The organism is Clostridium hydrogeniformans DSM 21757 (assembly GCF_000686705.1).
Classification (GTDB): domain Bacteria; phylum Bacillota; class Clostridia; order Clostridiales; family Clostridiaceae; genus Clostridium_Z; species Clostridium_Z hydrogeniformans.
In genome coordinates this window covers 102,354-128,940 of record NZ_KK366005.1, presented here as the reverse complement: position 1 = coordinate 128,940, position 26,587 = coordinate 102,354, and the positions used below count along the sequence as shown (strand labels likewise).

General features: G+C 28.3%; 24 protein-coding genes. 20 read left to right on the top strand and 4 right to left on the bottom strand.

The window, feature by feature from the left end; translation table 11 throughout:
- Positions 1-147 precede the first annotated feature (147 nt).
- Positions 148-807 carry a CatB-related O-acetyltransferase gene (locus BR69_RS0117670; RefSeq protein ID WP_027634398.1) on the top strand — a complete coding sequence of 220 codons (660 nt, stop codon included), beginning with the start codon at positions 148-150 and terminating at the stop codon, positions 805-807.
- A 180-nt stretch (positions 808-987) separates the two neighbouring features.
- Here BR69_RS0117670 and BR69_RS0117665 read toward each other — a convergent pair whose 3' ends face one another.
- Positions 988-2,178 (bottom strand): coenzyme F420-0:L-glutamate ligase, encoded by a 1,191-nt coding sequence (locus tag BR69_RS0117665; RefSeq protein WP_027634397.1) that lies wholly within the window; start codon positions 2,176-2,178, stop codon positions 988-990.
- 317 nt (positions 2,179-2,495) lie between these two features.
- On the opposite strand from BR69_RS0117665, the gene BR69_RS0117660 reads away from it, so the two are divergent.
- The 3 genes from BR69_RS0117660 (at position 2,496) to BR69_RS0117650 (ending at position 7,034) form a co-directional block, all read left to right on the top strand.
- Positions 2,496-3,380, top strand: coding sequence for a LysR family transcriptional regulator (locus tag BR69_RS0117660; RefSeq protein WP_027634396.1), 885 nt, complete (start codon positions 2,496-2,498; stop codon positions 3,378-3,380).
- A 400-nt stretch (positions 3,381-3,780) separates the two neighbouring features.
- On the top strand, positions 3,781-5,424 hold the full coding sequence (locus BR69_RS0117655; protein ID WP_027634395.1) for an ABC transporter ATP-binding protein: 1,644 nt from the start codon (positions 3,781-3,783) through the stop codon (positions 5,422-5,424).
- Positions 5,421-7,034 (top strand): ABC transporter ATP-binding protein, encoded by a 1,614-nt coding sequence (locus BR69_RS0117650; protein WP_027634394.1) that lies wholly within the window; start codon positions 5,421-5,423, stop codon positions 7,032-7,034. The genes BR69_RS0117655 and BR69_RS0117650 overlap by 4 nt, the downstream gene beginning before the upstream one ends.
- A gap of 132 nt (positions 7,035-7,166) precedes the next feature.
- Here the strand turns inward: BR69_RS0117650 and BR69_RS0117645 are convergent, their stop codons facing one another.
- Both BR69_RS0117645 and BR69_RS0117640 read right to left on the bottom strand, forming a co-directional pair.
- Complete coding sequence (locus BR69_RS0117645) at positions 7,167-8,891, bottom strand: ABC transporter ATP-binding protein (RefSeq protein WP_027634393.1); 1,725 nt, start codon at positions 8,889-8,891, stop codon at positions 7,167-7,169.
- A gap of 518 nt (positions 8,892-9,409) precedes the next feature.
- On the bottom strand, positions 9,410-10,279 hold the full coding sequence (locus BR69_RS0117640; RefSeq protein ID WP_027634392.1) for a methionyl aminopeptidase: 870 nt from the start codon (positions 10,277-10,279) through the stop codon (positions 9,410-9,412).
- Positions 10,280-11,123: 844 nt separating this feature from the next.
- Between BR69_RS0117640 and BR69_RS0117630 the strand changes: the two genes are divergently transcribed.
- The 10 genes from BR69_RS0117630 to BR69_RS0117585 all read left to right on the top strand — a co-directional run bounded on the left by BR69_RS0117630 (position 11,124) and on the right by BR69_RS0117585 (position 18,987).
- Positions 11,124-11,399: a CD3324 family protein gene (locus BR69_RS0117630; protein WP_027634391.1), complete on the top strand. Its 276-nt coding sequence runs from the start codon at positions 11,124-11,126 to the stop codon at positions 11,397-11,399.
- Between the two features lie 570 nt (positions 11,400-11,969).
- A complete protein-coding gene (locus BR69_RS0117625; RefSeq protein ID WP_027634390.1) occupies positions 11,970-13,526 on the top strand; it encodes an ABC-F family ATP-binding cassette domain-containing protein in 1,557 nt (518 codons plus the stop codon).
- 168 nt (positions 13,527-13,694) lie between these two features.
- Complete coding sequence (locus BR69_RS0117620) at positions 13,695-14,330, top strand: hypothetical protein (RefSeq protein WP_027634389.1); 636 nt, start codon at positions 13,695-13,697, stop codon at positions 14,328-14,330.
- Between the two features lie 418 nt (positions 14,331-14,748).
- The gene (locus BR69_RS0117615; protein WP_027634388.1) at positions 14,749-14,988 is read left to right on the top strand and encodes a helix-turn-helix transcriptional regulator; all 240 of its coding nucleotides are present in this window, start codon (positions 14,749-14,751) and stop codon (positions 14,986-14,988) included.
- 1 nt (position 14,989) lies between these two features.
- Complete coding sequence (def, locus tag BR69_RS0117610; RefSeq protein WP_027634387.1) at positions 14,990-15,442, top strand: peptide deformylase; 453 nt, start codon at positions 14,990-14,992, stop codon at positions 15,440-15,442.
- A gap of 155 nt (positions 15,443-15,597) precedes the next feature.
- Positions 15,598-16,305 (top strand): DNA alkylation repair protein, encoded by a 708-nt coding sequence (locus tag BR69_RS0117605; protein WP_027634386.1) that lies wholly within the window; start codon positions 15,598-15,600, stop codon positions 16,303-16,305.
- A gap of 167 nt (positions 16,306-16,472) precedes the next feature.
- Complete coding sequence (locus BR69_RS0117600) at positions 16,473-16,859, top strand: hypothetical protein (protein ID WP_027634385.1); 387 nt, start codon at positions 16,473-16,475, stop codon at positions 16,857-16,859.
- Between the two features lie 504 nt (positions 16,860-17,363).
- On the top strand, positions 17,364-17,633 hold the full coding sequence (locus tag BR69_RS0117595) for a CD3324 family protein (RefSeq protein WP_027634384.1): 270 nt from the start codon (positions 17,364-17,366) through the stop codon (positions 17,631-17,633).
- A gap of 215 nt (positions 17,634-17,848) precedes the next feature.
- Positions 17,849-18,325 carry a GNAT family N-acetyltransferase gene (locus tag BR69_RS0117590; RefSeq protein ID WP_027634383.1) on the top strand — a complete coding sequence of 159 codons (477 nt, stop codon included), beginning with the start codon at positions 17,849-17,851 and terminating at the stop codon, positions 18,323-18,325.
- Between the two features lie 95 nt (positions 18,326-18,420).
- Positions 18,421-18,987 carry a GNAT family N-acetyltransferase gene (locus tag BR69_RS0117585; RefSeq protein ID WP_027634382.1) on the top strand — a complete coding sequence of 189 codons (567 nt, stop codon included), beginning with the start codon at positions 18,421-18,423 and terminating at the stop codon, positions 18,985-18,987.
- Positions 18,988-19,291: 304 nt separating this feature from the next.
- Here the strand turns inward: BR69_RS0117585 and BR69_RS0117580 are convergent, their stop codons facing one another.
- On the bottom strand, positions 19,292-20,473 hold the full coding sequence (locus tag BR69_RS0117580; protein WP_027634381.1) for a 3D domain-containing protein: 1,182 nt from the start codon (positions 20,471-20,473) through the stop codon (positions 19,292-19,294).
- Positions 20,474-20,928: 455 nt separating this feature from the next.
- On the opposite strand from BR69_RS0117580, the gene BR69_RS0117575 reads away from it, so the two are divergent.
- The 6 genes from BR69_RS0117575 (at position 20,929) to BR69_RS0117550 (ending at position 26,414) form a co-directional block, all read left to right on the top strand.
- Positions 20,929-21,831, top strand: a complete 903-nt coding sequence (locus tag BR69_RS0117575; RefSeq protein WP_027634380.1) for a MerR family transcriptional regulator — start codon at positions 20,929-20,931, stop codon at positions 21,829-21,831.
- A gap of 156 nt (positions 21,832-21,987) precedes the next feature.
- Positions 21,988-22,368: a VOC family protein gene (locus BR69_RS0117570; RefSeq protein ID WP_027634379.1), complete on the top strand. Its 381-nt coding sequence runs from the start codon at positions 21,988-21,990 to the stop codon at positions 22,366-22,368.
- 595 nt (positions 22,369-22,963) lie between these two features.
- Positions 22,964-23,662, top strand: a complete 699-nt coding sequence (locus tag BR69_RS0117565) for a response regulator transcription factor (protein WP_027634378.1) — start codon at positions 22,964-22,966, stop codon at positions 23,660-23,662.
- A 126-nt stretch (positions 23,663-23,788) separates the two neighbouring features.
- A complete protein-coding gene (locus BR69_RS0117560) occupies positions 23,789-24,709 on the top strand; it encodes an ATP-binding cassette domain-containing protein (RefSeq protein WP_027634377.1) in 921 nt (306 codons plus the stop codon).
- The gene (locus tag BR69_RS0117555; RefSeq protein ID WP_027634376.1) at positions 24,702-25,442 is read left to right on the top strand and encodes an ABC transporter permease; all 741 of its coding nucleotides are present in this window, start codon (positions 24,702-24,704) and stop codon (positions 25,440-25,442) included. The genes BR69_RS0117560 and BR69_RS0117555 overlap by 8 nt, the downstream gene beginning before the upstream one ends.
- A gap of 42 nt (positions 25,443-25,484) precedes the next feature.
- Positions 25,485-26,414 carry a sensor histidine kinase gene (locus tag BR69_RS0117550; RefSeq protein WP_034850101.1) on the top strand — a complete coding sequence of 310 codons (930 nt, stop codon included), beginning with the start codon at positions 25,485-25,487 and terminating at the stop codon, positions 26,412-26,414.
- Positions 26,415-26,587: the final 173 nt, after the last annotated feature.

Genomic DNA, 26,587 nt, shown 5'->3' with positions numbered 1-26,587 from the left:
CCACTTTGATACAGAATTGTTTATCACCTTGAGGCTTAGTAAAGTAAGGTGATATGATTTTCATGTAGTTAGCACACAATAATAAATTGATTTTTGAAAGTATAAAACAATAAAGATTATATAAAGTATATGAGAGGTAGATGGGGAATGAAGAATGATTTTGATACATGGCTAAGAGGAAAAATGTTAAAGGAAGATATAACAAATCCTAATATTAAAGTTGGGGAGTTTACATATTATTCAGGGTACTATCATAAAGAAAGATTTGAAGATATTTGTGTAAGATATCTTTTGGGAGACGGAATTACTAAAAATTATAAAGGGATTTTTGGAGAAAATTATGAGTTTGATAAATTACAGATTGGAAAGTTTTGTTCCATAGGTTCAGGAGCAACATTTATATTAGCTGGAAACCAAGGACATAATCCTAAATGGATTTCAGCATATCCCTTTGATCCTAATATTTTTTCAAATTCTAGAGATGGATATAAGGGAAAAGGAGATACTATTATAGGCAATGATGTTTGGATAGGGACAGAGGCTATGATTATGCCAGGAATAAAGATTGGAGATGGAGTTATAATTGGAACAAGGGCAGTGGTAACTAAAGATGTTGAACCCTACACTATAGTTGTGGGAAACCCTGGAAAGTCAATAAAGAAAAGATTTTCTGAAGAGGAGATTAAAATGCTCCTAGAGATTAAATGGTGGGATTGGACTGTAGAGAAAATAAATCAGGGAATTCCTTATATTTGTAGTGAAGATGTTTTGGGATTATATAGTTTTTATAAAAATAATATAAAATAACATAAAGGTTTCTAAGTGATAATTATGAAAAGGTGAAGGGAAGAGAGAAGATAGATTCTCTTTTGCTAAAAGCTATATATCATGTCAAAGTACTAAATAATAATAAAAAAACTACCACTAAATGAGGGGTTAACTCAGATTTAGTGGTAGCTATTTTAATATCTTTATGAATAGAAATTACTATTTTGTATAGTTATCAAAATATCCTTGAATATATATAATAGGGGTTCCCTTATCTCCGCTTCCTGAAGTTAAATCAGAAAGAGAACCAATAAGGTCAGTAAGTCTTCTAGGAGTAGTACCTTGAGCTTCCATGCTTCCTACAAGGTCTTCTTCCTTATTTTTAATATATTCAGATATAGCTTTTTTAAGCTCTTCTCCCTTTAAGTCAGCAAAGTTATTATCAGCAAGATATTTAAGCTTTACTTCATTAGGAGTACCTTCAAGTCCAGCAGTATAAGCAGGGGATACCACAGGGTCAGCAAGTTCCCATATCTTACCTACAGGGTCTTTAAATGCTCCATCTCCATAAACCATTACTTCAACAGTTTTTCCAGTCTTTTCTTTTAAGGTAGCTTGTATTTCATCAACAACAGGTTGACAGTTACGTGGGAAAAGCTTAACGCTTTCTTCAGTAGCCTTATTTGATCCTAAAAGACCATATTCAGGATTGAATCCACTTCCATCAATAGATTCTGATAATATATCATCAAGGCTATATATTTTTTCTCCACCGTTTGCTTTTAGTATTCTCTTAGTTCTCATTCTTGTGTGGATATCACAAGCAAGAACATTTTTAGTATAATCTAAAATAGTTTTTGGGTTATTTGAGAATATTATTTCACATTCAACACCATATTCTTCTATTAAGGATCTGTAGTAATCAATATAATCAACACCTGTAAATGTATGTTTCTTATATCCAAAGTGATTACGGAAATCTTTTTCTGTTAGAACGTCAGTCCAAGGATTAACACCTTTTTCATCAAGTTCATCTATATCTACTAAGTGGTTACCAACTTCATCAGATGGATAACTAAACATTAATACGATTTTCTTAGCTCCCTTTGCAATACCACGTAAACATATAGCAAAACGGTTACGGCTTAATATAGGGAATATAACACCAACAGTGTCATCACCAAACTTTGAATTTACATCCTTAGCAATTGCATCTATACTTGCATAATTTCCTTGAGCACGAGCAACTACTGATTCAGTTACAGTAACTACATCTTTGTCATTAATAGAAAATCCTTCTACTTCTGAAGCTTTTAATACGCTATCTACAACGATATCAGCTATATTGTCACCACTATTTATAATTGGTGCACGAAGTCCACGAACTACAGTTCCAACTACTCTTTCCATTCTAAAACCTCTCCTTATTAATTCTATGTAGCTAAGACTATATAGAATTTATTTAACTATTTAAATTATATTTTTATAAACATAGTAATCATTTATAGTGTCCATATTATTAATCTTATAATAATGGACATCATGTTAATGGTTAAGTGCTTCTAATCATAATTATGACTAAGAGGATTGTCCCTCTAGTAAGTTAACACTTAAGTCTATAATAAAATAAATTTCAATTAAAAATTTACTTCTATACTTTTACTATATACATTTTTATGATATAAGTAAAATAAATAGATATTATATTAGGTATAAGGAGTACTTATATGATAAACAAATTAGATTTATATAAGATATTTTGTAAGGTAGCTGAACATAAAAGTTTTTCTAAGGCAGCAAAAGACCTTTATATGACACAACCAGCTGTTAGCCAAGGTATTATGCAGCTTGAGAATCAATTAGACATGAGACTTTTTACTAGAATACCTAAGGGGGTTACCCTTACTAAGGAAGGACAAATTTTATATGAATATACAAGCTCAGCTATTAATTTAATTAGTGTTGGGGAGAAGAAACTACAGCAGGTTAAAAATTTAATGGTGGGGGATCTACAAATAGGAGTGGGGGATACAATTTCAAGATATTTTCTACTTCCATTTTTAGAAGAGTTTCATAATAGATATCCAAATATTAAACTAAAAATAATTAATCGTACTACACTAGAGCTTTGCTCTATGTTAAAGTCAGGAGAGATTGATATTGCCATTGGAAATTTGCCTATTAAAGACTCATCACTAGAAATAAGAAAGTGTTTAGATATTAGCGATATTTTTGTATGTGGAGAGAAGTATAAAGAGAAGTTTTCAGAACCATTAAGCTTTAAAGAATTATCAAAACTTCCTCTTATATTACTGGAACCCAACTCAAATTCAAGAAAATATGTAGAGAAATATATATTATCAAAAGGTGTTAAAATAAGTTCTGAAATTGAGCTTGGATCTCACGATTTATTACTAGAGTTTGCAAAAATAAACCTAGGTATATCCTGTGTAGTTAAGGAGTTTTCTAAGGAATATTTAGAAAAAGGACTAGTTTATGAAGTTAAATTAGAGGAAGATATACCAAAGAGAAGTATAGGTATTTGTTTTTTAAAAAATATATCTCTATCACCAGCATCCACAAGGTTTGTAGAGATATTAGAGGAAAAGTAAAATTCAGATGGATCAAAGTTTCCATCTGAATTAATTTTAATTACTTTAATTATAATGAGAGATTATTGTGGGAGTTTTACTATACTACAAAAGGTGTAAATAGTTAAAAGTGTATTTATAATCTTTATAGAATTTGCTTAAGATACTCACAGAAAGTATGTAAATTAAATAACACTTAGGTATGTAAATATTTACTTTTAATACATTATAATCTATTATATTTCTTTATTATAACAGTTATATTGAGTATAATATTTATATTAATACTTTATATTTTTTCTATAACTTAGAGATATAAGGAGGGAATTATTTTCAGTATAGAGTGGTGTAGACAGGGGATATTTATGTTTTTAAAATCTATTGTATATTTAAAGCTTGAAAGAGTAAGGGGGCGGATAAATTGAAGGAGTTATTACTTAAAAGAAGGGGACGGTTTATTCTTTATGTAATTGCTTGTTTTATACCAGTTATAGATCAGATGCTATTAAATACTTCTATGGCATTACTTATAGGAAGTATAGAAAAAGGAAGTATGGAATACTTTGTAAAAATATTTCTATTTTCTATTGGAGTAGTAATTTTAGGATCAATACTGTATATTATCTCAAGGTTCATGAGGATATCCTATATGAGGGATACTCTTTTAGATATTAGGGTAAAAGCCTTTCATAAGATATTAAAATCTTCTTATAAAAACTTTAGTAAAAAATCAAAGGATACCTATATATCAAACTTAATTAATGATATAAATATTTTTGAAAATACATTTTTCCTTAAGCTAATAAATATTATATTTTCTAGTGGAATGTATATTTGTTCTACAGTTATATTATTATTTATTGACTATAAGTTCGCTATAGTTATGACTGTTATTTCTATAATATTATTTTTTGTAGGCAAGGCTTTTGAAAATAGGACTGTTAAATTCCAAGAGGAAATTTCAGAATATAATGAAAACTTTGTGGTGGATATTTCAAATACCTTTAATGGATTAGAAATACTTAAGCTTAATAATATAGAAGATAAGTTTTTATCAAAGGTTTTAAAATCCACAATTGGACTGGAGAGAAGGAAGTTTAAGTATACAGTTTTCACTGATGTTCAGCAGAGAATAATGAGTTTTTTAGGGTATATGGTTTTTATTGGTACTTTATCTTATTCTTCACTTTTAATTTATAATGGAGCATCTATAACTAAAGTTGCCTTTTTAATACAAGTATCTAATGGTTGTGTGTGGCAACTTCTCACAGTACTACCTTTGTTAAATGAGTTAAAGTCAGCATCTAAAATATATAATAAGATTACATTTAGCGAGGAAGAAAAGGATGATAAAGAAAATAAAGAAGATTTCTCTTTCAAATATGAGATTTGTGTTAAAGATTTATATTTTAATTATGATGAAAAAGAAGTGTTTAAAGGGGTATCTTTTAAAATAGAAAGGGGTAAAAAATATCTACTAAAGGGGGCAAGTGGAGCAGGGAAGTCAACCTTAATTAAGTTATTATCAATGGTATATGAAGATTATGAAGGGAGAATAACTATAGATGGAGTAGATTATAAAAGTATAAAAGAGAGTAGCTTAAATGAAAATGTTTCTTTTATATATCAAGATGTTTTCCTATTTGAGGATACCATATTTAATAATATCGCTTTATTTAAACCCTTTATGGAAGAAGAAGTTTTAGAAGCAGCTAAAAAGGCGGGTCTAGAAGAATTTTTAAGTAAAAAAGAGAATGGACTAAATGAAATGTTAATGGAGAACGGGAAAAACTTATCTGGAGGGGAAAGGCAGAGAATATCTATTGCTAGGGCAATAGCTAAAGATTCTAAGATATTATTTGTAGATGAGGGAACCTCAAGTTTAGATGAAGAACTTGGAAGGAAAGTTGAAGATACAATTTTAGATATTGATAGCACAGTGATAGCTATTTCTCATAGATATTATGAAGGAATTACTGAAAAGTATGATTATGTTTTAGAGGTTAAAAATGGAGAGGTAAATCAATATAGTGCTGAGGAATACTTTGAGGAGGTGGCAATATGAAAAAGTTAATTTGGAAAGCGACCCCTTTTTTAGTATTAGCTTTAGGTGTAGCTCTTTTTAATCTAATAATAGAGGGTATGATTACCATCTATCTTATGAAGATAATTGATACTGCTATTTCAGGAGATAGAACCTTACTTTTAGAATTTGTAAAAAAGCTTTTATTTATGGCAATAATTTTTCTACCTTCAGGGATTTTATTATCATATACTAAAGGACTTTATAAGGTAAAAGCTTTAACTTCAATGAAGAAGGGATTTATAGATAAGGTTTTCCATAAAAATATAAATGAGTTTCAAAAGGATAACAATGCTAAGTATGTGTCTTCTTTAACTAATGATATGAATACAATTGAAACCAATTACGTTGCTGCAATTTATGAGGTGGGATATAATATTATATCTTTCATAGTTGGGTTTATTGTAATAGCATATGTTAATATTTACGCATTAGGTTTGGGTATTCTTATTGGAGCTATTACTACAGTAATATCTATATTTATAAGCAAGCCACTACAAAAGCATCAAAAGCATAGAAGTGATTTGTTTGAAGGGTATACTACTTATATAAAAGAAGTACTTAGTGCATTTCAAATTATTAAAGCAAATAACTTAGATACTAAAATTCAAGAAGAGTTTTATAAGAAAAGCAAGGATATACAAAATAAGGGTTATGTTATAGATAAAATTCAAACATACATCTCATCTGTAGAAGGTCTTATAATTAAATTATCTTTTGTTTCACTAATAGGGGCAGTAGTTTTTATGACCATAAAGGGAGATTTAACCTTTGGAGGAACCATTCTTATACTTAATAATATGGAAAAGGTATTAATGCCATTAATGACATTTTCTGAATGGCTTCCTAAGGTTTTATCTGTAAAGACTTTATTTAATAAGTTAGATGAGATTTTAACCAATCATTATAATTATGATGAAACAATAAATTTAGAATCTTTTGGAGAAAGCATTGAATTTAATGATGTTGCCTTTAGTTATGAAAATAATGAAGTTCTTAAAGATGTGAATTTTAGAATTAATAAGGGTGGAAAATATTTAGTGGTAGGCCCTAGTGGTGGAGGAAAATCTACCCTATTAAAGCTTCTTAGAAAATACTTTATTCCTAATAAGGGAGATATTTTAATAGACGGAGAAAACCTAAAGGATATAAAAAAAGAAAGTTACTTTAATCATATATCAAATGTAGAGCAGCAAGTATTTTTATTTGAAGATACTATTAGAAATAATATAACTTTATATAAGAATTATAATGAAGAGGATATCTTAAGTGCCATAGAAAAGTCAGGATTAAGTGATTTTCTACAGAGCTTACCAGAAGGGTTAGATACAATAATTCTTGATAATGGTAAGAATATATCTGGTGGAGAAAAAAGTAGGGTAGCTATTGCAAGAGGACTATTGAGAAAAACAGATATAATATTTTTAGATGAGGCATTTGCTAGCCTTGATTCTTCAGTGGCAAGGGAAATAGAGAATACATTGCTTAGCCTAGAAGGAATCACTGTTATTAATGTGAGTCATGTTATATTTAAAGAAACTAAGAAGAGATATGATAAGGTATTTGTTGTTAAGAATAAACTTGTTTGTTAATGAAAAGGTAGTTTAAGAAAGTTAAGAAAAGGGACTGTGGTACAAAGAATAAAAACTACACTATATTGTATTAGATTTCTAAATTCTAGTACAATATAGTGTAGTTAGATTTCTTAATGCCATAGCTCCTTTTTATATTTTATTGTAGTCATCATAAAGTATTAAATTTCTATAATCAATATAATTATTAAGTAGTCCTTTATGTGTTCCAATATAAGAGGTGTTATTATTAATAAAAATTACGTAATCTAGTTTTTCTAAAAGTTCAAAGTTATGGGTTACAAATACTATTGTGCTATTAAGAGATAATAAGTTATTTAATATAATATTTTGAGATTCTACATCTAATGAGTTTGAAAATTCATCTAAAAGTAATATCTTAGGATTTCTAATTATTGCTCTTACAAGAGCTAGCTTTTGCTTTTGACCACCAGAAAGGTTTTTTCCGTTTTCATGAAGCTTTGTTTCTAGGGAATTTTCTAGCTTTTCTATATCAATAAGGAAATTACAAGTTTTAGAAACCTTTAGTATATCTTCGGTAGTATAGTCTTCACCTAGAGATATGTTATTGAATAGGGTATCAGTGTATATATATGGTTCTTGAGGTGCATAACTTATGTTTCTTCTAAGTTGATTTTCTTCTATATTTTCAATATCTACCCCATTTATTGTAATATTTCCGCTAGTAGGCTTGTACAAACCTACTATAAGCTTTAATAGGGTACTTTTTCCAACACCATTTTTACCAACTATGGCAAGTTTCTTTCCGCAGGGAATATTCATTGATAAGTTGTTTATCAGCGGAGTTTCTTTATAAGAAAAGTATATATTATCTAGTTGAATACACCAATCATCCTCATTTATATTAGTTTTATCATTAGGAGATTTAGGGATATCTTCTTTGAATATATTATTAAACCTTGCTAAGGAACTTTCTAAAATATTAAAAATCATAATATTATTAAACACGTCCATTATAATCATAAAGATACTTCCAGAGTATAGTAACAATGAAGTTATATCTCCTGATTTAACCAAACCATTAGAATTTATAGCTATTATTAATATTATAGCTGTGATAACTATACCAAAGGAACTCAAGGATAAAAGGGATAGGGAAGAAACTATATTAAATTTAATCCTACGTTTTTTCCAATCATTCTCAAGGGATTTATATTTATTAACTGTATAGTTTTTAGAGTTGAAAATTTTTATAACGTCAAAACTTGTTACAATTTCTTGGATAAAGTCTTTAACATTAGATCTTGACTCTATTTCATCTTTTGAGAGGATTTTTTGTTTCTTAGATATGAATTTTGTTAAAATAGCCATTAGTATTATAAAAGGTATAATTAGTAGAGTTATTAATTTATTGATTTGTAACATAAAATAAAAGGTGAATATGAAAGTTGCTAAGGATTTTCCTAGCCAGTCTACAACATTTAGTATGGCCTCAACTAATTTTTCAATAGCTTCAAATATTCTAGTAACGTATTGAGTTGATTGTAAGTCTTTTAGTCTTAATAATTCCATGGGAAGTAGCTTTTCAACAGATTTAACTCTTAAAAGATTCTCTAATTCAGATTTAACAACTTCTTGAAAAGAGTTGGATAAGAAGGTTAGAAGTAGGTTTATAACTCTTATAAGAATATATAGGTAGACTAAGTTTAGGGCAACGGAACTTAGTTTATTATTGTCTTTAATTGAATCAACTACGAGTCCAATTATTTTAGTAGGATATGTTCTAGTAAAAGAGATAGCAATAAAGATTATTATTATAATTATTAGTTTAAAAGTATATTTTTTTATTATATCCTTAAAATCTTTGTCTAGGTTAGTTATTTCATTTAATCTCATTTTAAATAATTTCACCTCTCTATATTATATTTTAAGCTTTATATGGGATTTATTTAAATTAAAGGAAAAAAATACAATAGACATATGAATAGGATATAGATTTAAAACAATGATGTCAAGGGATTTATATTACTCACTATTTATTATTTTTTTATATGTAGTTTTTTAGGTAGATCTACAACATGAATTTAATATTAGGAATGAAATTAATAATTCATATAAAAGAAATGAAATTGTTAATGATTAAGAGGATATGAATATTAGAAGTAATATTATTCAGTTATTTAATTCACTAATGAGGATAAGTTTGACTATACAATAAGGGCTGTCACACTAAAGAATTTACATACAATATATTGATTTGAAAATTTAAAATTAACACAATATATTGTAGTATTTATTCTTAGTGTCACAGCACATTCTTTTCTAATAAAAGTAACAATAACCAAAGGATCAAAATTAGAAAATAATTTAGTGAAACTTTTTATTATATACTATAATGAGTTCTATATTAAAAATTATTTACTTATTATTTCCACACCATCTTCAGTTACTAATAACATATGCTCCCACTGAGCAGAAAGAGATCTATCTTCAGTAAATACTGTCCAATCATCATCAGAGTCTATTACTATCTCATAAGAACCAGCATTTATCATAGGCTCTATGGTAAACATCATACCAGGTACTAACATCATACCAGTTCCTTTTTTACCACGATGAGATACAAAAGGTTCTTCATGGAAGTCAAGTCCAATACCATGACCACCAAAATCTCTTACTACTGAATAGCCATGCTTTTCAGCATGCTCTTGAACAGCAGCTCCTACATCTCCTAGGAATCCCCAAGGCTTTACAGCCTCTATTCCTTTATCTAGGCATTCTTTTGCAACTTCTACAAGTTTTTTTGCCTCTTCAGAAGCTTCCCCAATTATAAACATTCTTGAAGCATCTGAATAATATCCATCTAATATTGTAGATATATCTACATTTATTATGTCACCATTTTTTAAGATAATATGATCACTTGGAATACCATGGCATACTTCATCATTTATTGATGTACAACAACTTTTAGGATAGCCCTCAAAATTAAGAGTTGCTGGTATAGCTCCTTGAGATACTGTGTAATCATGTACTAATTTATCAATTTCAGAAGTAGCCATTCCCTCTTTTATATTTTCAGCAACTAAATCTAATACAGCATTATTAATTTTAGCACTTCTTTTAATAGCCTCAATTTGTTCCTTTGTTTTAATAATGTTTCTTGAAGGAACTAAAAAACCTTGTGCTTTTAAAGATGCTAATTTTTCATCAAACTCAATATGACATTTTTTATATTTTGCTCCACTTCCGCACCAACATTGGTCATTTCTATTTAAATTCATATTAATCTCTCCTAACTTTGTGTATTTTTTAGTTATATAATAATGATATCTAAGTTCATATTTTAATATATGAAGTGATATAAAAATTTTAACTTAAAACTTATCTTATATAATGCTTAAAAGCTATATCTCTAAAGATTCAAGGTATGCATGAGTTAAGCTTTAATATTAAATACTTATGCTATAACTAGTACCAATAATATTTTTAGGTATCTAATTATTTTTTCAAGGTACAATTTTAATTATACCTCTATAGCTCTAAGTTTTAAACATTGAGAAGGAAATTTATTATTAAAGCTTCTTTAAAGACTGAATAAATTAAGGAGTAGAGAAGGAATTTCATTTTGTAAAATATACATATATATTTACTTTATATGTATATATGATAAAATCAACTTGAGGTTAAAAACTAGCTTAATAATTAAGAGGGGCATTGAAAAAATAAAGTTATCTATAGATATACCACATGATAATTTAAACTAAATCACCATTTATCATTATTTAATGTGTATTAAAAGAGTGAGTCTTAAGGTGGGTTATCTATAATAAGAGAACTTTATTTGAATATCTAAGAACAACTTATAACAATGCTTAGATATATACCTTTAATTTTAAAAGTTAAGGTATTATAAGAAGGGCTAGGAAGAAAGATTTATAGGAGGTGTATATTATGAGAGATAAAACACAATTAACTGCGGTAGTAGGCTCTGTGCAAAGACCACATGAAACAGAGAGAACAAACTTTGTTCAGAGCCTAGATTTAGTAAATTAATTTAGGATAATATAGTTTTGTGTGGTTTTTGCTTCATTATTTACAGATTAAAAGTAGATAGGAGCAATAGCTATGAGATATGAAAAAGCACAAAATATATTGCCACAGCATATAATTGAATTGATTCAAGAATATGTAGATGGAGGATATTTATATATACCAATAAAGAATGAGAATAAAAAAGCTTGGGGAGAAAATAGTGGTGCAAGGGATAGCTTAAAGGAAAGAAACAGAGAAATTTTTGATAAATATAATGAAGGTATTTCTATTAAGGAGCTTACTGAGCAGTATTATCTTACTGACCATAGCATTAGGAGAATAATTAGACAAGAAAAGCAAGAAATATAAATACGAATGGGTATTTTTAATGATAATTAAATATAAAGCTTTTAATTATAGGATATTATATTTTTACACTAATATGTGAAAGTATAATATCCTATTTTATTTAATAGGTAATAGCTAAGATTTTATTATATCTAGGTAAGGGTTATATCTTGATTTAAAGTATAAGAAGGAATTATTTATTCTAGGAATATAGTGTTTATCTTATGTATATAAGCTTTAACACCCCCCATTCTCTAAAGGTTGAGGATAACAGTTGCAACAACCATAGATTGACTCAACTAACCTTCAGGTGGCGGAAAGAACACCATCTGAAGGAAGATTCATTATATAAGAAAGTAATATAAAAGGTTTAAAATCTACTTCTATACAGAATCAACTATGAACTTGAGGGTATAGAAAGTAGGATGCTATGCTTTTATTAGAACATTTAGTTATTTAGGAGTTTATCATGGTTATATTTATAGTTATTATAAGTAATACAAAAGATTAAGTCTTAAGATATATGGAGAAAATCGGTATATCATATGTAAACTAATATGTTCTTAGAAGGAAGATATAAGGAGTATAGCAATGAGTATTTTAACTATAAAAAATATGAGTCATAGTTTTGGAGATAGAGTAATATTTAAAGATGCTTCCTTTAGATTTCTAAAAGGAGAACATGTGGGACTTGTAGGAAGTAACGGAGAAGGAAAATCCACATTTATGAATATAATAACTAATGAATTAATAATTGATGATGGAACTGTGGAATGGAGTAGTAAAGTTAAGATTGGATATATGAATCAAAATATTGATTTTCAAAATGAAAGCACCATAAGAGAGGTTTTAAGAGAAGGATTTTCAGAATTATATGATATAGAAAAGAATATAGAAGATTTATATAAATCTATAGAAAACCTAAAGGAAGAGGATATGATAAAAGCCATTAATAAAGGAACTAGGCTTCAAGAAATTTTAGATAATAATGAATTTCATTTAATAGATTCCAAAATAGATGCTGTAGCAGGAGGACTTGGACTTAAGGCTGTAGGTTTAGATAAGAAGGTTAAGTATTTAAGTGGGGGACAGAAAACTAAGGTTTTATTAGGTAAGCTTTTGTTAGAAACACCAGATATACTTTTATTAGATGAACCTACAAATTACCTGGATGAAAACCATATAAGATGGTTAAAGGAATATTTAAAAAGTTATAAACAAGGATTTATATTAATATCCCATGATACAGAGTTTTTAAATAGTGTGGTCAATGTAATATGGCATATTGAGAATAAAAACTTAACAAGATATATAGGGGATTATGATAAGTTTATAAAGGATTATGAAATAAAAAAGGATTTAATAAAGGGTGAATATGAAAGACAACAAGAAGAGATTAGAAAGCTTGAGGACTTTGTTAAGAAGAATAAGGCAAGGGCAGCAACAAAGGGACTGGCAAGTGCTAGGCAGAAAAGGTTAGATAAAATTCAAAGAATAGAGATTTCAGGGAAGAAACCAAAACCACACTTTAACTTTAAAATATCAAGACCTTCAGGGAAAACAATTTTTGAAACCCAAGATTTAGTTATAGGATATGGTGATCCTCTAAGTAAGTCATTAAACCTAACTATGGAAAGAGGACAGAAGATTGCTTTAATTGGAGCTAACGGTATAGGAAAATCTACTTTGTTAAAAAGTCTACTGGGGTTAATTAAACCATTAAGTGGAGAAGTTGTATTAGGAGAATATCAAGATATAGGATATTTTCAGCAAGAGGATAGGGAAGTAAGTAATAAAAGTGTCATGGAGGAAATGTGGGATGAATTTAAGGAATATAATAGATATGATATAAGAAGTATTTTAGCTAAGTGTGGATTAACTAAGGAACACATTGACAGCTCAGTAGACAGATTAAGTGGAGGAGAGCAGGCAAAGGTAAGACTATGTAAGCTTATAAATAAACCTACAAATATATTGATTTTAGATGAACCAACAAATCATTTAGATGTGGAAGCTAAGGAGGAACTTAAAAAATCTCTAAAGGAATATGAGGGAAGTATATTATTAGTATGTCATGAAGCAGAGTTTTATAGGGATATTGTAACACATATATGGGATTGTGAGAGATGGGAGAGTATTCTACTCTAAGGATAGAAAATAGAGTTCTTTATATTGAAAAGTAGTTTTAAATTAATATTTATCTATATGGATATTATTTTAATATTAATTGTTTTATTATATGATAGGATATATAGTAATTATTTGTAAAAGGAACTTGATATTATGATAGGTTTTAATATGCAAGGAGAGAAAATGATGAGTAATAATTTATATTTTATAGATAAAGAAGATGGGCCTACTTCTTATTATATAGCTGGTGAAATGAAAGCGGATTTGAGTAAAGATAGGTATAAAACAACTCATATACTCTTAATACCTGAAAGTGAGAGAGAATTAGAAATCTATAAATTACTAGAGAAAAATTGTGATTTATTTTTTTGCAGAGATAGTGAGGCAATTAATTTATCATTTAAGTGTAGAGAAGAACTAGTAGTTTTTGCTACCAATAGCAGAGGGGGACTATATGTAAATATTGGAGGGTTCGGGAATATAGATGAGGATAATTATCCTGTTGGATATATTAGTTCCAAAGGAGAAGCTACTAAAATATCAAATAACCTAAGGGAGTTTATAAAATTAATTACCTTCTATCCTTTTTGGATAGACTTATTAAATTGTAATGGAGATGAAATAGAGAAAGCAGTAGAAAACTTGGAGAAAGAATTAGTTAGGGAAATACCAAGTTATTTTAAATATCAGAGAAAAATAGCAGATTTTTTTCATATTAAAAAAGATGAGAAGGCTATTGATACTTTATTTTCAAATATAAAAGAACAACCTTATTTTACTGTTTATTTGATGGCTACAAACTGTAATACCCCCATTCTCTAAAGGTGGGAGATAACAGTTGCTACGCCCGAGATGAGCTTATCTAACCTTCAGATGGTGAAGATAACACCATCTGAAGGAAGGTTCGTTCTATAAATTAGATAAATGATTACAGAACCATGATAATTTATTATGATTATCATGGTTCTGTAATCATTTAAGATTATTATGGTTTTAAAGTATCATATATAGTCTTAAAATCTATTGTTTTTATTAAACTGCTAAACTTAATATTTGAATGGTATGAAGGAATATATAGGAACTTATATTTTTTATTAAGCTTCTAAACCCTTTAATGATATTAATATAATAGCGATTTATAAATAAATTTACAATCTTTAATTGTAAGGTTAAGTTGACATTAGTATATTATAGATATATATTTAATGTGTAAGGTTAACCTTACATGGAGGGGTAAAATATGAAAAATAAAGTTAGAGAATTTAGAGAAGCAAGGGGACTTACTCAAGAGCAACTTGGTAAGCTTGTGGGGGTATCAAGACAAGCTATAAATGCTATTGAGACAGGTAAATTTGAGCCATCCATATGGCTTGCTTATGATATTGCTAGAATATATGATAGCAACATAGAAGAAATATTTCTTTTTGAAGAAAGTGAAAGAAAGCCAAATAACAAGCGGGCTTTAAAGGAGGTAATTTAAAATGGCACTAAGACAAATAAGACTCTTAGGTGATGATATATTAAGAAAAAAGTGTAAGAAGGTTGAAGTTGTAGATGATAGGGTTAGACAAATTCTTAATGATATGGCTGAGACTATGTATAATACAGAAAATGGTGGAGGTCTTGCAGCTTGCCAAGTAGGAATTCTTAAAAAACTTGTGGTAGTTGATATGGGACAAGGTCTTATAAAATTAGTTAACCCACAAATAATTAAAGCAGAGGGTGAGCAAAAAGCCCTTGAGGGATGCTTAAGTATTCCAAATAGATGGGGATATGTTTTAAGGCCAAATAAGGTTACTGTAAAGGCCTTAAATGAAAATGGTGAGGAAATAATAGTAACAGGTACAGGAGATTTAGCAAAATGTTTCTGTCACGAAATTGACCATTTAGATGGAGTATTATTTATTGATAAAGTCATTGAGTATATAGAATAAAAGAGTGAATTTTATTTTATGGTTAATAAGATTAAATTTATACTATATTAAGGATTGGGATAAGAATTAAAAAGAGTAAAAATTAATTAAACTAAAATTCAGTTGGGGTAAAAACTTCAGCTGAACTTTAGTTTAAACTATAAAGAAGGTGGAAAATGAACAAGGATTATATTATTGAAGAACTAGGTAGATTAGGTACAGAGCAAACGAAGAAAACATATATAAGACATGGAGCAAAGGAACCCTTATTTGGGGTAAAGATTGGAGATATAAAAACTTTAGTTAAATATGTAAAGAAGAATCAGGAGTTAGCACTAGAGTTATATGATACAGGAATTTTTGAGGCAATGTATTTGGTTAGCCTTTCTATTGATCCAAAGTTATTAACTAAAGAGGAACTTGAGAGGTGGATGAGTAAATCAAATTGGCCTTCTGTTTCAGAGGATATTATAGCAAAGGTGGCAGCTGAAAGTAATTTTGCATTAGAGCTTGCATCAGATTGGATAAAATCAGAAGATGAACTAATTGCCATTTGTGGATGGAATACTTATAGTAATTATTTATCTATTACAAAGGATGAGTTATTAAATTTAAGTCACATTAAAAGGCTCTTAAATTTAATAGAAGAAACCATACATGAAGAAAGAAACCGTGTAAGATACACTATGAATAACTTTGTAATTAGTGTTGGAGCCTTTGTTAAGCCTTTATATAATGAAGCTCTGTCTGTAGCTCACAATATAGGAAAGGTAAATGTGAACCTTGGTGAAACTGCATGTAAGGTACCAGTTGCTACAGAGTATCTTAAAAAGATAGAAGAAAGAGGAAGTATTGGTAAAAAGAAAAAGACATGCATATGCTAATAAAAGGAGATGAGAATCATTTCTTTTAGAAACATAAGATGAGAATTGGTCCATTAATTAAAAATTTATCTGATGGATATAAGCTTTAACGCCTCCAGCTTTTAAAAGATGGGGATAACAGTTGCTAAGAATAATTATATTTATTTCAATTAAAGGAGCATATTGAAATGAAAAATAAAAAAACAATCATCTTATCGTATCTCATCCCTATAATATCATTATTAACTTGCATTATTATAGGAGTAACTAAGCGAAATAATATTTATATGGAACAAAAAAACTATCCTACAATGTTTGGAGCTATTACTCAAAGTATTTGGGCTACACGTGGTATATTACTTATGGTATTGTTGTTTGTAATTTTAAAAATATTATTTTCTAATTTAGAATCATCTAAAAAATATATTTTTATATTATTATTACTGTTGTTTAATATTCCTCCTTTGTTTTTTATGCATATAACCTTTTCATTACTAGGAATTCATATTATTTTATCATTAATAGATCTATGTATTTTGTTTGTATTTTTAAAAAAACAGTCAAGCATTAACTGAAGAAATAAAGAGAAACCTATAAGTAGCATTAATGAGAAAGATATTAATTTATTGATCCATAATCCCTGATTTAATAAATCAGGGATTATGGATCAAGTTTTAGTAAACTAGAAGTTTAGAGTAAGTATTATAGGAACTTTAATATTTAGTGGAATCAATTTTATATATGTCTACTTTACAAAAGTAATATTCTTAAGGTGAGTACAAAAGTATTTCAATAAATGTTAAAATATAACTAAGAATGTATAATAAGTCTTTTAAGGTAGACGTAATTAAGGGGGGGGACCTTATGGGTAAATATACTGCTTGGAAGCTATTTTCATTATCATAGCAAAGACTGCTATGATAATGAAATTTACTTTTAGAATATTATAAAATCTTAGGTGAGATAGATTATAGTTTACCTAAGAGAATATTATTATGTGTATAAAATTAAATGGTACATTTAATTATTTTAAGTAGTCTTTGCTTTAATCTTTATATTTTATAAGGAGGAGCAAGACAATGGCATATGTTAAGGCTCAGAATGTAATACCGGAAGAAATATTAAAATTAATTCAAGAGTATGTAGATGGAGAATATATATATATTCCAAGAAAGAGTGGTAATGAAAAGTCTTGGGGCGAAAAGAATGGTACTAAAATTAGTCTTAAAGAAAGAAACCATGAGATATTTTACAAATATACTAAAGGAAAAACAATATCATCCTTATCAAAGGAATATTATCTTTCAGAAAACAGTATAAGAAGAATAATAAATAAGGAAAAATTATAATAGTTATAGTTATAAAGGAGTCTTTATTATCAGGTGTTGCCTTGGTAATAAAGACTCCTCTTCAGTTTTGAAGCCTTAGGTATTAATACATTATTAAGTATAAGTATAATCAAGTTCTCTTCTGAACTATTTAAGAGCTTTTAACACTAGGAGGGTGGTGATAGAATTAAATTACAAATATTAGCATTTAAATTAGCAGGTTTGGAGGGAGAGCTATGGAGTTTTTTTTAATAAAGAGAACTGAAGGCCATACTAAGGAATTTTTAAACTGGTGTTATGAGGGAATATATTCATTTTATGATAATAATATTCAGAAAGAAAAGATTGAGAATATTATTAGTTTAACAGGATCAGATATGGCCTTCACAGTAGTAAATGAAAAGGGAGAGTTGGTAGGGAACTGTGAATTTTATGATGTAAGTGATGAGGATGAGGAGACTATACTAGCAGTTGGAGTTCAAATGAAACCAAGCTTAACTGGAAATGGATATGGAGAAGAGTTTTGCAGAGCAATCATTAATGGAGGAAGAGAAAAGTTAAACTACAAGTATTTAGAATTAGCAGTAGCTGACTTTAATAAAAGGGCTAAAAGAGTTTATGAAAAGATTGGGTTTAAAGAAATTAGAGAAGAGTATTTTGTAATTAGGGGGGATAAGTACAGATTTATAATTATGGGGAAAACATTTAATTAAAAGCATTATTTTATCCTAGTTGAGTTAAGTGATTACTGGCAAGTGATAAAAGGGGTTATAAATTTTAGAAAGGTATATTCTTAGGGGGGATAGTTATGAAATATCTAAAAAAGCTAGTAGGAGAAAAGTGTTATCTTGCTCCAATAATTTATGAGGACTATGAAAAGTTTGCAGAGTGGTTTACAGATATTAAAACAGCTATTGGATTAGGTGATGCTGGTGGAAATTATTCTGTAGAGAGTACAAAGGGTTTCTTTGAACAATCTTTTAGTAATAATTCTAATCGGTTTTCTATAGTAGATTTAAATGAAGACAAGCTTATCGGTTTTTGTTGGCTTAAATCGATAGGGCATATAGATAGATCTACAGAATTAGCTATACTAATAGGAGATGAAAATTATAGAGGAAAAGGATATGGTATGGAGGCAATGAATCTTATTATAGATTATTGCTTTAACATATTAAATCTTCATAATGTAATGGTTGTAGCTTATTCTCATAATGAAAAGGCTATAGGAATGTATAAAAAGATAGGGTTCAAAGAGATTGGAAGAAGAAGAGAATCTCATTTTATAGGTGGAAAAGCTTATGATGAGGTTTATATGGATATTTTACCTAAAGATTATAAAGGGAAATCTGTAGTAGATACATATTTCTTATAGATTTATAAAAAGTATGTATTTAGGTCTTAAAAATCATATTTTTATCTGATGGTTAGATGAGTTCTATATGTATAAGTACTAGAAATCTAGGAGTATGAGTTCATTAGAAGGTGATGAAGATTTAAAGTAAGTTTATATAACTAGTAGACATCACTGGATAAATGAATACATATGAACTTATATATTAATAACTATATAACTGAGATAATAAATCTAGTGGGTATAAATTAACAAGACCACCATAAGCTTTAAAAAACTTATAGTGGTCTTTTAATTACAAAAGTTAAATAATAATCTTAATATTTTACCATTCTCCTGGATAAGCAAGAATTTGAACTGTTACAGATCTTCTTCCAAAAGCATAGCATTCTGCAGTAGAGTTCATGTATAAATCTATTTTATTTTTCTTTATAGCGGAACCGGTATCTGCAGCTATGGCAAGTCCATATCCTGATACATAAAGTTTTGTTCCTAAAGGTATTACAGATGGATCTACTGCTACAGTACTAATACCAGAAGGGTTTCTTACTGGCTTTAGTCCAGAAGCTGTTAAAAGACCATCATAGTAAGCTGTTGCTTCCATTGTTAAAGTCTTCTTAGCAGAACCAGTACCACGGTCAAAGTTAGTAGAATTATTATTACCTCCTACTGAAGGCTTTTCCATGGATTGTAGCTTGCTTGTACCCTTACCTATTGCCTCATTAGCCTTACTCTTAACGGATGAAGAGTTTAACTGAGGTAATAAGGATTTTAATGTGGATATAGCATCTCTAATATCATTTGCAGAAGCATTAGAAGAGTTTATTGTTGAAACTCCGTGAGATATTAAAGTATTTTCATTTTCTTCTATTACAGAGGAAGCATTTTTCTTCTCTGCATTTAGTTTATCTATAGCAGATTTTTGCTCACTTTTTTTACTTTCTATTTCATTTAGAGATTGTTTAGTTGACTCATGTAGTGAATTAAGCTCGTTCTTTTTGTTGTTTAATTCATCTACAGTAGAATCTAAGTCTTTCTTTTCAACATCTAAATCATTGATTAATTTCTTATCTAAGGAAATTACCTTTGTTACTGCATATGCCTTAGATACAAAATCAGAAAAATTTTCTGAAGATAATAAAAGTAGTAAAGGATTAGATGAGGTTTCGCTTTTATACATACCTCTTATTCTTTTACCTAAAATAACTTCCTTATCTTCTATATCTTTTCTTATCTTACTGATGTTTTTTTCAGTATCCTTTATCTTCTGTTCAGTAGTTTCAACTTCAGCTTTATTTTCTTTTAATTTATCATTTAGTCCGTTAATTTCAGCATTTAATTTAGATAATTCAGCATTTAAATCCACTATTTGCTTGTCCAATTCTTTAATTTGAAGAGCACTTTTTTCAATAGCGTCTTCAGGGCTAGCATTAGCAACAGCTGTTAAAGATAAACTATTGCACAATATAGCCAATGAAGTAAATGCTACTAAAATCTTTTTATGCAAATTTTCGTCCCCCTTATATTTCGTGTATTATTTAATAAATATCTTATATTTAAATAAGCCAATAAAAAGCTTATTGTATAAGTATATACAAATGAATGGAATTTTTCTAATTATATTTTTCTAATTATACTAAAAAATAACATATTATATGACTATAAAAAAATAAAAACAACAGTTAATTGCATACGATTCACTATTATTTTTAGGCTATAATATAGATATATCAATGGGTTTATAAAAATCAGGTAAAGTAAGGAAAGCTTATTTTATTTAACATATAATTCTAGATGTAAGAAAATTTACTTAGGAATATTTTTAAAAATATATGGTTATTTAAGAAGGTTTAACATAATATTTACTCTGAAATAAACCTTAATTAGGAAAAGTTTAGTTTAAATTTTAGTGTTGACTGAAGCCTTGGGGAACAGCTTATTATTTAAATAAGGGGTGATAATATGAGGATTAATCAAGTAGTAATAGAAACTGGATTAACAAAAAAAGCCATAAACTATTATGAGGAACAGGGGCTTATAAATGTGAAAAAGGATGAAAATAGCTATAGAGTATATACACCAGAGCATATTAAAGTATTAAAGGAAATAGCTTTATATAGAAAGCTTGATATATCAATTGGTAACATTAATAAGATATTAGAAGCTAAGGATAAAAAGTTAATATTGGATAAAATACTTAAGGAAAAAGAAAGTGAAGTTGTTAAAACAAAAATACAACAAAAATATATAGAAGATTTAATAAGGTCAAATGTGGGGGAAGAGGATATAAGGTTAATAGATGAAGAATTTAATCAATGGGAGAATAAAAGAGGTGAGTTTATAAAAAATGAGTTAGTAAGAGCTTTTCCTACAGGACTTGGAATGATTTTATCAATTCATTTTTCACCTTATTTAAATGAATCACTAGATACAGAGGAGAAGTATAAGGCTTGGATTAACATTATTGAGTTTTTAGATAATAGTGATGATATAACTGTACCAGAGGAATTAAAGAAGCATTATGAAAGCTTAAGTGAAAAGGACTTAGAAGTATTTACCCATACAAATAAAAAACTTATGGAATTTTCTTATGCTAATGAAAAGGAACTAGAGGAGCATAAAAAGGTTATAATGGAGACTGTGAAAAACACTGAGAGTATTTTAAATAGTGATGATGATTCAATAAAGAAGGCTTTAGAATCAGTGAATAAATTAAAGACGCAGCTAAAGAATTTTTTTCATAGCAGTGGGTATTATGAGGTTTTTATTCCTAATATGAAAGTCTTAAGTAAAGATTATAAGGAATATCATGAAAAGTTAAACAAGTTAAATGATAAATTAACTAAGGAGCTTGGACTTGGATAGAACTTCCTCTATGAAATAATAAATCTTATAAGGTAATATAAAAATAGAAAAATAAAATCCTATATTACTTAAATTTGTAATAAAGATAATGTAGTAGACAAATCTATAAAATTATATTAAAATAAGAACAAATGTTCTCGAAGAGGAGATGAAATAATGATAAACAAAATAGGAAAAATAACAATATACGTAAATGATCAAGAGGAAGCTAAGAAGTTCTGGACTGAGAAGGTTGGATTTGTAGTTAAATTTGAACAAGAAATGGCACCAGGAATGAAATGGCTAGAGGTAGGTCCAAGTGAAGAAGAATTTACAACTTTTGTATTATATAATAAAGAAGCAATGAAGGCACAGAATCCTTCAGTTAGTGTTGGCCACCCATCTATATTATTAAGTACTACTGATGTAGAGAAGGCTTATGAAGAAATGAAAGAGAATGGTGTAGAGGTAGGAAAGCTAATGGCTATGCCTTATGGAAAGATGTTTTCATTCAACGATCAAGATGGAAATAACTATCTATTAAGAGAAGATAAATAATATATTTATAGAATGAATCTTCATTCATATGGTGTTCTTTCCACCATATGAATGTTAGATAAGCTCATCTAGGGTTGTCGCAACTGTTATCCCTAAGCTTTAGAGGATGGGGGTGTTAAAGCTCCTAGCCATCATATAAAGTTAAGCCTAATTTATATGTGATTTTAGATTCAGCTTAACTTTATATAAACTAATTATAGAAGTTTATATATTACATTTAGATCATTGAAAGTATTTAAATTTATATAGATAAAGGCTTATTAAAAAAGGCTATCTCAAATTGAGATAGCCTTTTTTATGGTAATATTATTTAGGAGAATTAATTGAAGTAATTTCCTTTTTTTATATAGTTATAGATTCTGAAGGACTGAAGTTAATGATTAATAAGTTACCATAAATAAAAAAGAGTGTTAGGGATTATAACAATAGAATAATAGATATGTGGAAATCATTAGAATAAGTGATATAATAAATTAACTAAATTTTGTTAAGAAATAGAGATATTTAATATAAGATTAAAATAATTTTATATATAAAAAGAAAGGGGGGAACTTTAGTGAGTAAAAGCAATAGGCTTCATCACTAAAGGATATTTATGAATAATATAAATATATTAGTTGTAGAGGATGATTTAGATATAAATAATCTTTTATGCAAAATATTAATTAAACAAGGTTATAGTATAAGATCTGCATATTCAGGATCAGAGGCTAAGATGTGTATAGAGCAGTATGATTTTCACATTATACTACTTGATTTAATGTTACCAGGAATAGAAGGAGAAGAGATTATTAGATATATAAGACAATTAAAAACTATGCCTATAATAGTGATTTCTGCAAAGGATAATCAGGATACCAAGGTAGAGGTATTAAGACTTGGAGCAGATGATTTTGTTTCTAAGCCTTTTGATACCAATGAAGTTTTAGCAAGGGTAGAGGCACAGCTAAGACGATATATGGTGTTTTCAAATTCTAAAAATAAGGAAAGAATATTAATGTATAAGGATTTAGTTTTAAATAGAGACACTGTAGAGGTTACCTTAGATGGAAATAAGGTTTTACTTACAGCTAGGGAGTTTTGCATATTAGAACTTTTAATGGCAAACCCAAATAAAGTTTTTACAAAATCAAATTTATTTGAAAAGGTTTGGAATGAGGAATTCTTAGGTGATGATAATACAGTTAATGTTCACATAAGCAATCTTAGGTCAAAACTTTCCAAAATTCAACCCGAAGTTGAGTATATTCATACAGTTTGGGGAATTGGTTTTAAGATAAGTGATAGAAATTAATACTTTCTTAAGTTTTTCTTTAAGTTATCTTGTAAGTTATATTTTAATATATAGTTAGGCGCTTTCAGAGAAATTAATTAATTATTTTAATATACCTTATTCAAGAAAAGGAGAGGAATTTAAGTTATGGATACAGTACTTAAAACTAAAAATTTAACTAAAAAGTATCATAATCAATTAGCAGTGAATAATGCTAATATGGAAATAAAGCAAGGCGATATATATGGACTTGTAGGAAAAAATGGGGCGGGAAAAACAACTCTGCTTAGGATGATAAGTGGGCTTACTATTCCAACGAGTGGAGAGATAGACTTATTTAACGAGACTTCTCCAAAGGGATTAAATAAAGCTAGAATGAGGACAGGTGCTATAATTGAAACTCCAAGTTTCTTTCCTTATTTATCTGCAAAGAAAAATCTAGAGTATTATAGAATACAAAGAGGAGTAGTGGAAAAAGATTCTATAGATTATGCTCTAAAACTCGTAGGATTAGATGATACAGGAAATAAAAAGTTTAAGAATTTTTCACTAGGAATGAAACAGAGGTTAGGGTTAGCTCTTACCATAATGTCTAGTCCAGATATACTTATTTTAGATGAGCCTATAAATGGACTTGACCCTACAGGAATTGTAGAATTTAGAGAGATATTATTAAAACTAAATAGAGAAAAAAATACTACAATACTTATATCAAGTCATATATTAAGCGAACTTTCTCAACTTGCAACTGTTTATGGATTTATCAATGATGGGGTATTTATAGAACAGATATCTTCTAAGGATCTAGATGAAAAATGTAGAAGATCCCTAGCCATAAAAGTAAATGATGCAGGGAAGGCAGCAGCTATTTTAGAGAGAGAGCTTGGATGTAGTGAATATGAAGTTTTAAACAATAATGAAATAAGATTATATGACCTTATAGAGTCTCCAGAAAAAGTATCTAAGGCTCTTGTAATTAATGATATTATGCTTTACTCAATTAGTTCAGTTGGAGTAAATTTAGAAAACTACTTTATAGATTTAATTGGAGGTGGACATAATGCTTAATTATATAAGAGCAGATCTTTATAGAAACTTTAATAGAAAATACTTTTGGATATATACAGGGATATTATCTCTAATAGGATTTTTGACTATAATTCTATTTAAAATGACAGGAGCTCTTCCAAATAAAGATCTTAACTCAGCTCTTGGAGTCATTACATTAGTTCTTATTATACCAATATACTTAATACCAGCTTTTATTGAGATGGTTACTAGTGATGAGCAGAAAAGTCAAACCTTTAAGAATGTGGTATCCTTTGGGGTTACAAGAAATACTTTAGTAATCTCTAAAATTATTTCTACAATTATTCTTGCTGCATCATCAGCTTTTATTATATTATCAGTGTTTTTAATAAGTGGACTCATAGTTTTAGGTGGACCTAGTAATTTACTTTTAGAGTTTACTATAAGATTTTTAGCGGCTAGTGTATTGTGGATAGGAGCAATAGCTGTAGGAACATTTATGGCATTAATTTTTAATAGCAGTAATATTTTTGCCTTTGCATATGCAATGATATTTTTAGTTACAAGGACTGTAATTGGGTTATTAGGAATATTTATTTCTGATAAATTCAGCTACATTAATGATATACTTATTACAACTAAGTTAGATGCTTTAATTAAGCTACCTTTAAGTAATGGTACTGTAAGTGATGCCATATTATTAGGAGCTGCATATACTGTGGTCTTTACTGTACTAAGTATGATATTATTAAAAAATAAAGAAATTAAATAATATATCTAAGGTTAAAAATATTAAAAGAAAGGGGTGACCTATATGCTTATAGTAATAATTATTTTTCTTACAATTATAACGGGTATATTTGCCACCCTTTATTTTTTCATAAGGGAAGAAATAAAAAGCGTAAAAAATCAGCTTAACTCTATAAATAATATCAAAACAAATTCAAAGGTATTGTTAAGAACAGGAAGAAGTGAAATTGAAAAATTAATTTTAGAAATAAATAAAACCATAGAGTTAAAACAAGAAATTGAAAGTAACTATAAGAAGATGGATTTAGAGATTAAACAATCAATTTCCAATATATCTCATGATTTAAGAACTCCTCTTACATCAATAATGGGATACCTTCAGCTTATGGAAGATACTAATATAAGTGAATCAGAAAGAAAAGAATATATGAATATAGTTAAGGAGAGAACAAAGGCTTTACAAATGTTAATAACTAGTTTTTATGACTTATCAAGACTAGAAGGAAAAGAGTATAAGTTTCAGTTTGAATTAATCAATTTATCTAATTTACTATGTGATTCCATGGCATCATTTTATAATGACTTCATAAATAAAGGTATTGAACCTTCCATCGATATAGAGGCGGAGGCCCCTATGATTCTTGGAGATGAGAATGGGGTAAAGAGGGTATTATTTAATTTAATACAAAATATATTAAAACATGGGAATGGTCCAGTAGAAATAAGTTTGAAAAAAGATGGTAATAATATAACTACTACCTTTACTAATGAAGCTAAAGACTTAAGTGAGGAAGATTCAAAACTTTTATTTCAAAGATTCTTTACAACAGATCGTACTAGGAGCGGGAAAAGTACAGGAATAGGACTTGCAGTAACAAAGGAACTGGTTAATCAGATGGGCCATGATATTCATTCTGAGTTAAAGGATGGTAGGCTTAGTATAATTATAATATGGAAGATAAAAGATATAGAAAATAACAGTAGTAGCAACTAAATAGTAGCTACTATTTTTTTATAAACAGTATTATTAATTATATTGACAATGAATAGTAAGAAAAATTATTCTATAATAAAGAATATGTATTTATTATATTTGATATAATTATGTAAAGAATAGATATAGTATAATCTTGACCTTAGAAAGAATAATTGTGTGTTAGTGATTGA

Excerpts from the sequence above, each read along its gene's own strand:
- BR69_RS0117670 (WP_027634398.1), top strand. The coding sequence starts at position 148 with ATGAAGAATGATTTTGATACATGGCTAAGAGGAAAAATGTTAAAGGAA.
- BR69_RS0117665 (WP_027634397.1), bottom strand. The coding sequence starts at position 2,178 with ATGGAAAGAGTAGTTGGAACTGTAGTTCGTGGACTTCGTGCACCAATT.
- BR69_RS0117660 (WP_027634396.1), top strand. The coding sequence starts at position 2,496 with ATGATAAACAAATTAGATTTATATAAGATATTTTGTAAGGTAGCTGAA.
- BR69_RS0117650 (WP_027634394.1), top strand. The coding sequence starts at position 5,421 with ATGAAAAAGTTAATTTGGAAAGCGACCCCTTTTTTAGTATTAGCTTTA.
- BR69_RS0117645 (WP_027634393.1), bottom strand. The coding sequence starts at position 8,891 with ATGAGATTAAATGAAATAACTAACCTAGACAAAGATTTTAAGGATATA.
- BR69_RS0117640 (WP_027634392.1), bottom strand. The coding sequence starts at position 10,279 with ATGAATTTAAATAGAAATGACCAATGTTGGTGCGGAAGTGGAGCAAAA.
- BR69_RS0117630 (WP_027634391.1), top strand. The coding sequence starts at position 11,124 with ATGAGATATGAAAAAGCACAAAATATATTGCCACAGCATATAATTGAA.
- BR69_RS0117625 (WP_027634390.1), top strand. The coding sequence starts at position 11,970 with ATGAGTATTTTAACTATAAAAAATATGAGTCATAGTTTTGGAGATAGA.
- BR69_RS0117620 (WP_027634389.1), top strand. The coding sequence starts at position 13,695 with ATGAGTAATAATTTATATTTTATAGATAAAGAAGATGGGCCTACTTCT.
- BR69_RS0117615 (WP_027634388.1), top strand. The coding sequence starts at position 14,749 with ATGAAAAATAAAGTTAGAGAATTTAGAGAAGCAAGGGGACTTACTCAA.
- def (WP_027634387.1), top strand. The coding sequence starts at position 14,990 with ATGGCACTAAGACAAATAAGACTCTTAGGTGATGATATATTAAGAAAA.
- BR69_RS0117605 (WP_027634386.1), top strand. The coding sequence starts at position 15,598 with ATGAACAAGGATTATATTATTGAAGAACTAGGTAGATTAGGTACAGAG.
- BR69_RS0117600 (WP_027634385.1), top strand. The coding sequence starts at position 16,473 with ATGAAAAATAAAAAAACAATCATCTTATCGTATCTCATCCCTATAATA.
- BR69_RS0117595 (WP_027634384.1), top strand. The coding sequence starts at position 17,364 with ATGGCATATGTTAAGGCTCAGAATGTAATACCGGAAGAAATATTAAAA.
- BR69_RS0117590 (WP_027634383.1), top strand. The coding sequence starts at position 17,849 with ATGGAGTTTTTTTTAATAAAGAGAACTGAAGGCCATACTAAGGAATTT.
- BR69_RS0117585 (WP_027634382.1), top strand. The coding sequence starts at position 18,421 with ATGAAATATCTAAAAAAGCTAGTAGGAGAAAAGTGTTATCTTGCTCCA.
- BR69_RS0117575 (WP_027634380.1), top strand. The coding sequence starts at position 20,929 with ATGAGGATTAATCAAGTAGTAATAGAAACTGGATTAACAAAAAAAGCC.
- BR69_RS0117570 (WP_027634379.1), top strand. The coding sequence starts at position 21,988 with ATGATAAACAAAATAGGAAAAATAACAATATACGTAAATGATCAAGAG.
- BR69_RS0117565 (WP_027634378.1), top strand. The coding sequence starts at position 22,964 with ATGAATAATATAAATATATTAGTTGTAGAGGATGATTTAGATATAAAT.
- BR69_RS0117560 (WP_027634377.1), top strand. The coding sequence starts at position 23,789 with ATGGATACAGTACTTAAAACTAAAAATTTAACTAAAAAGTATCATAAT.
- BR69_RS0117555 (WP_027634376.1), top strand. The coding sequence starts at position 24,702 with ATGCTTAATTATATAAGAGCAGATCTTTATAGAAACTTTAATAGAAAA.
- BR69_RS0117550 (WP_034850101.1), top strand. The coding sequence starts at position 25,485 with ATGCTTATAGTAATAATTATTTTTCTTACAATTATAACGGGTATATTT.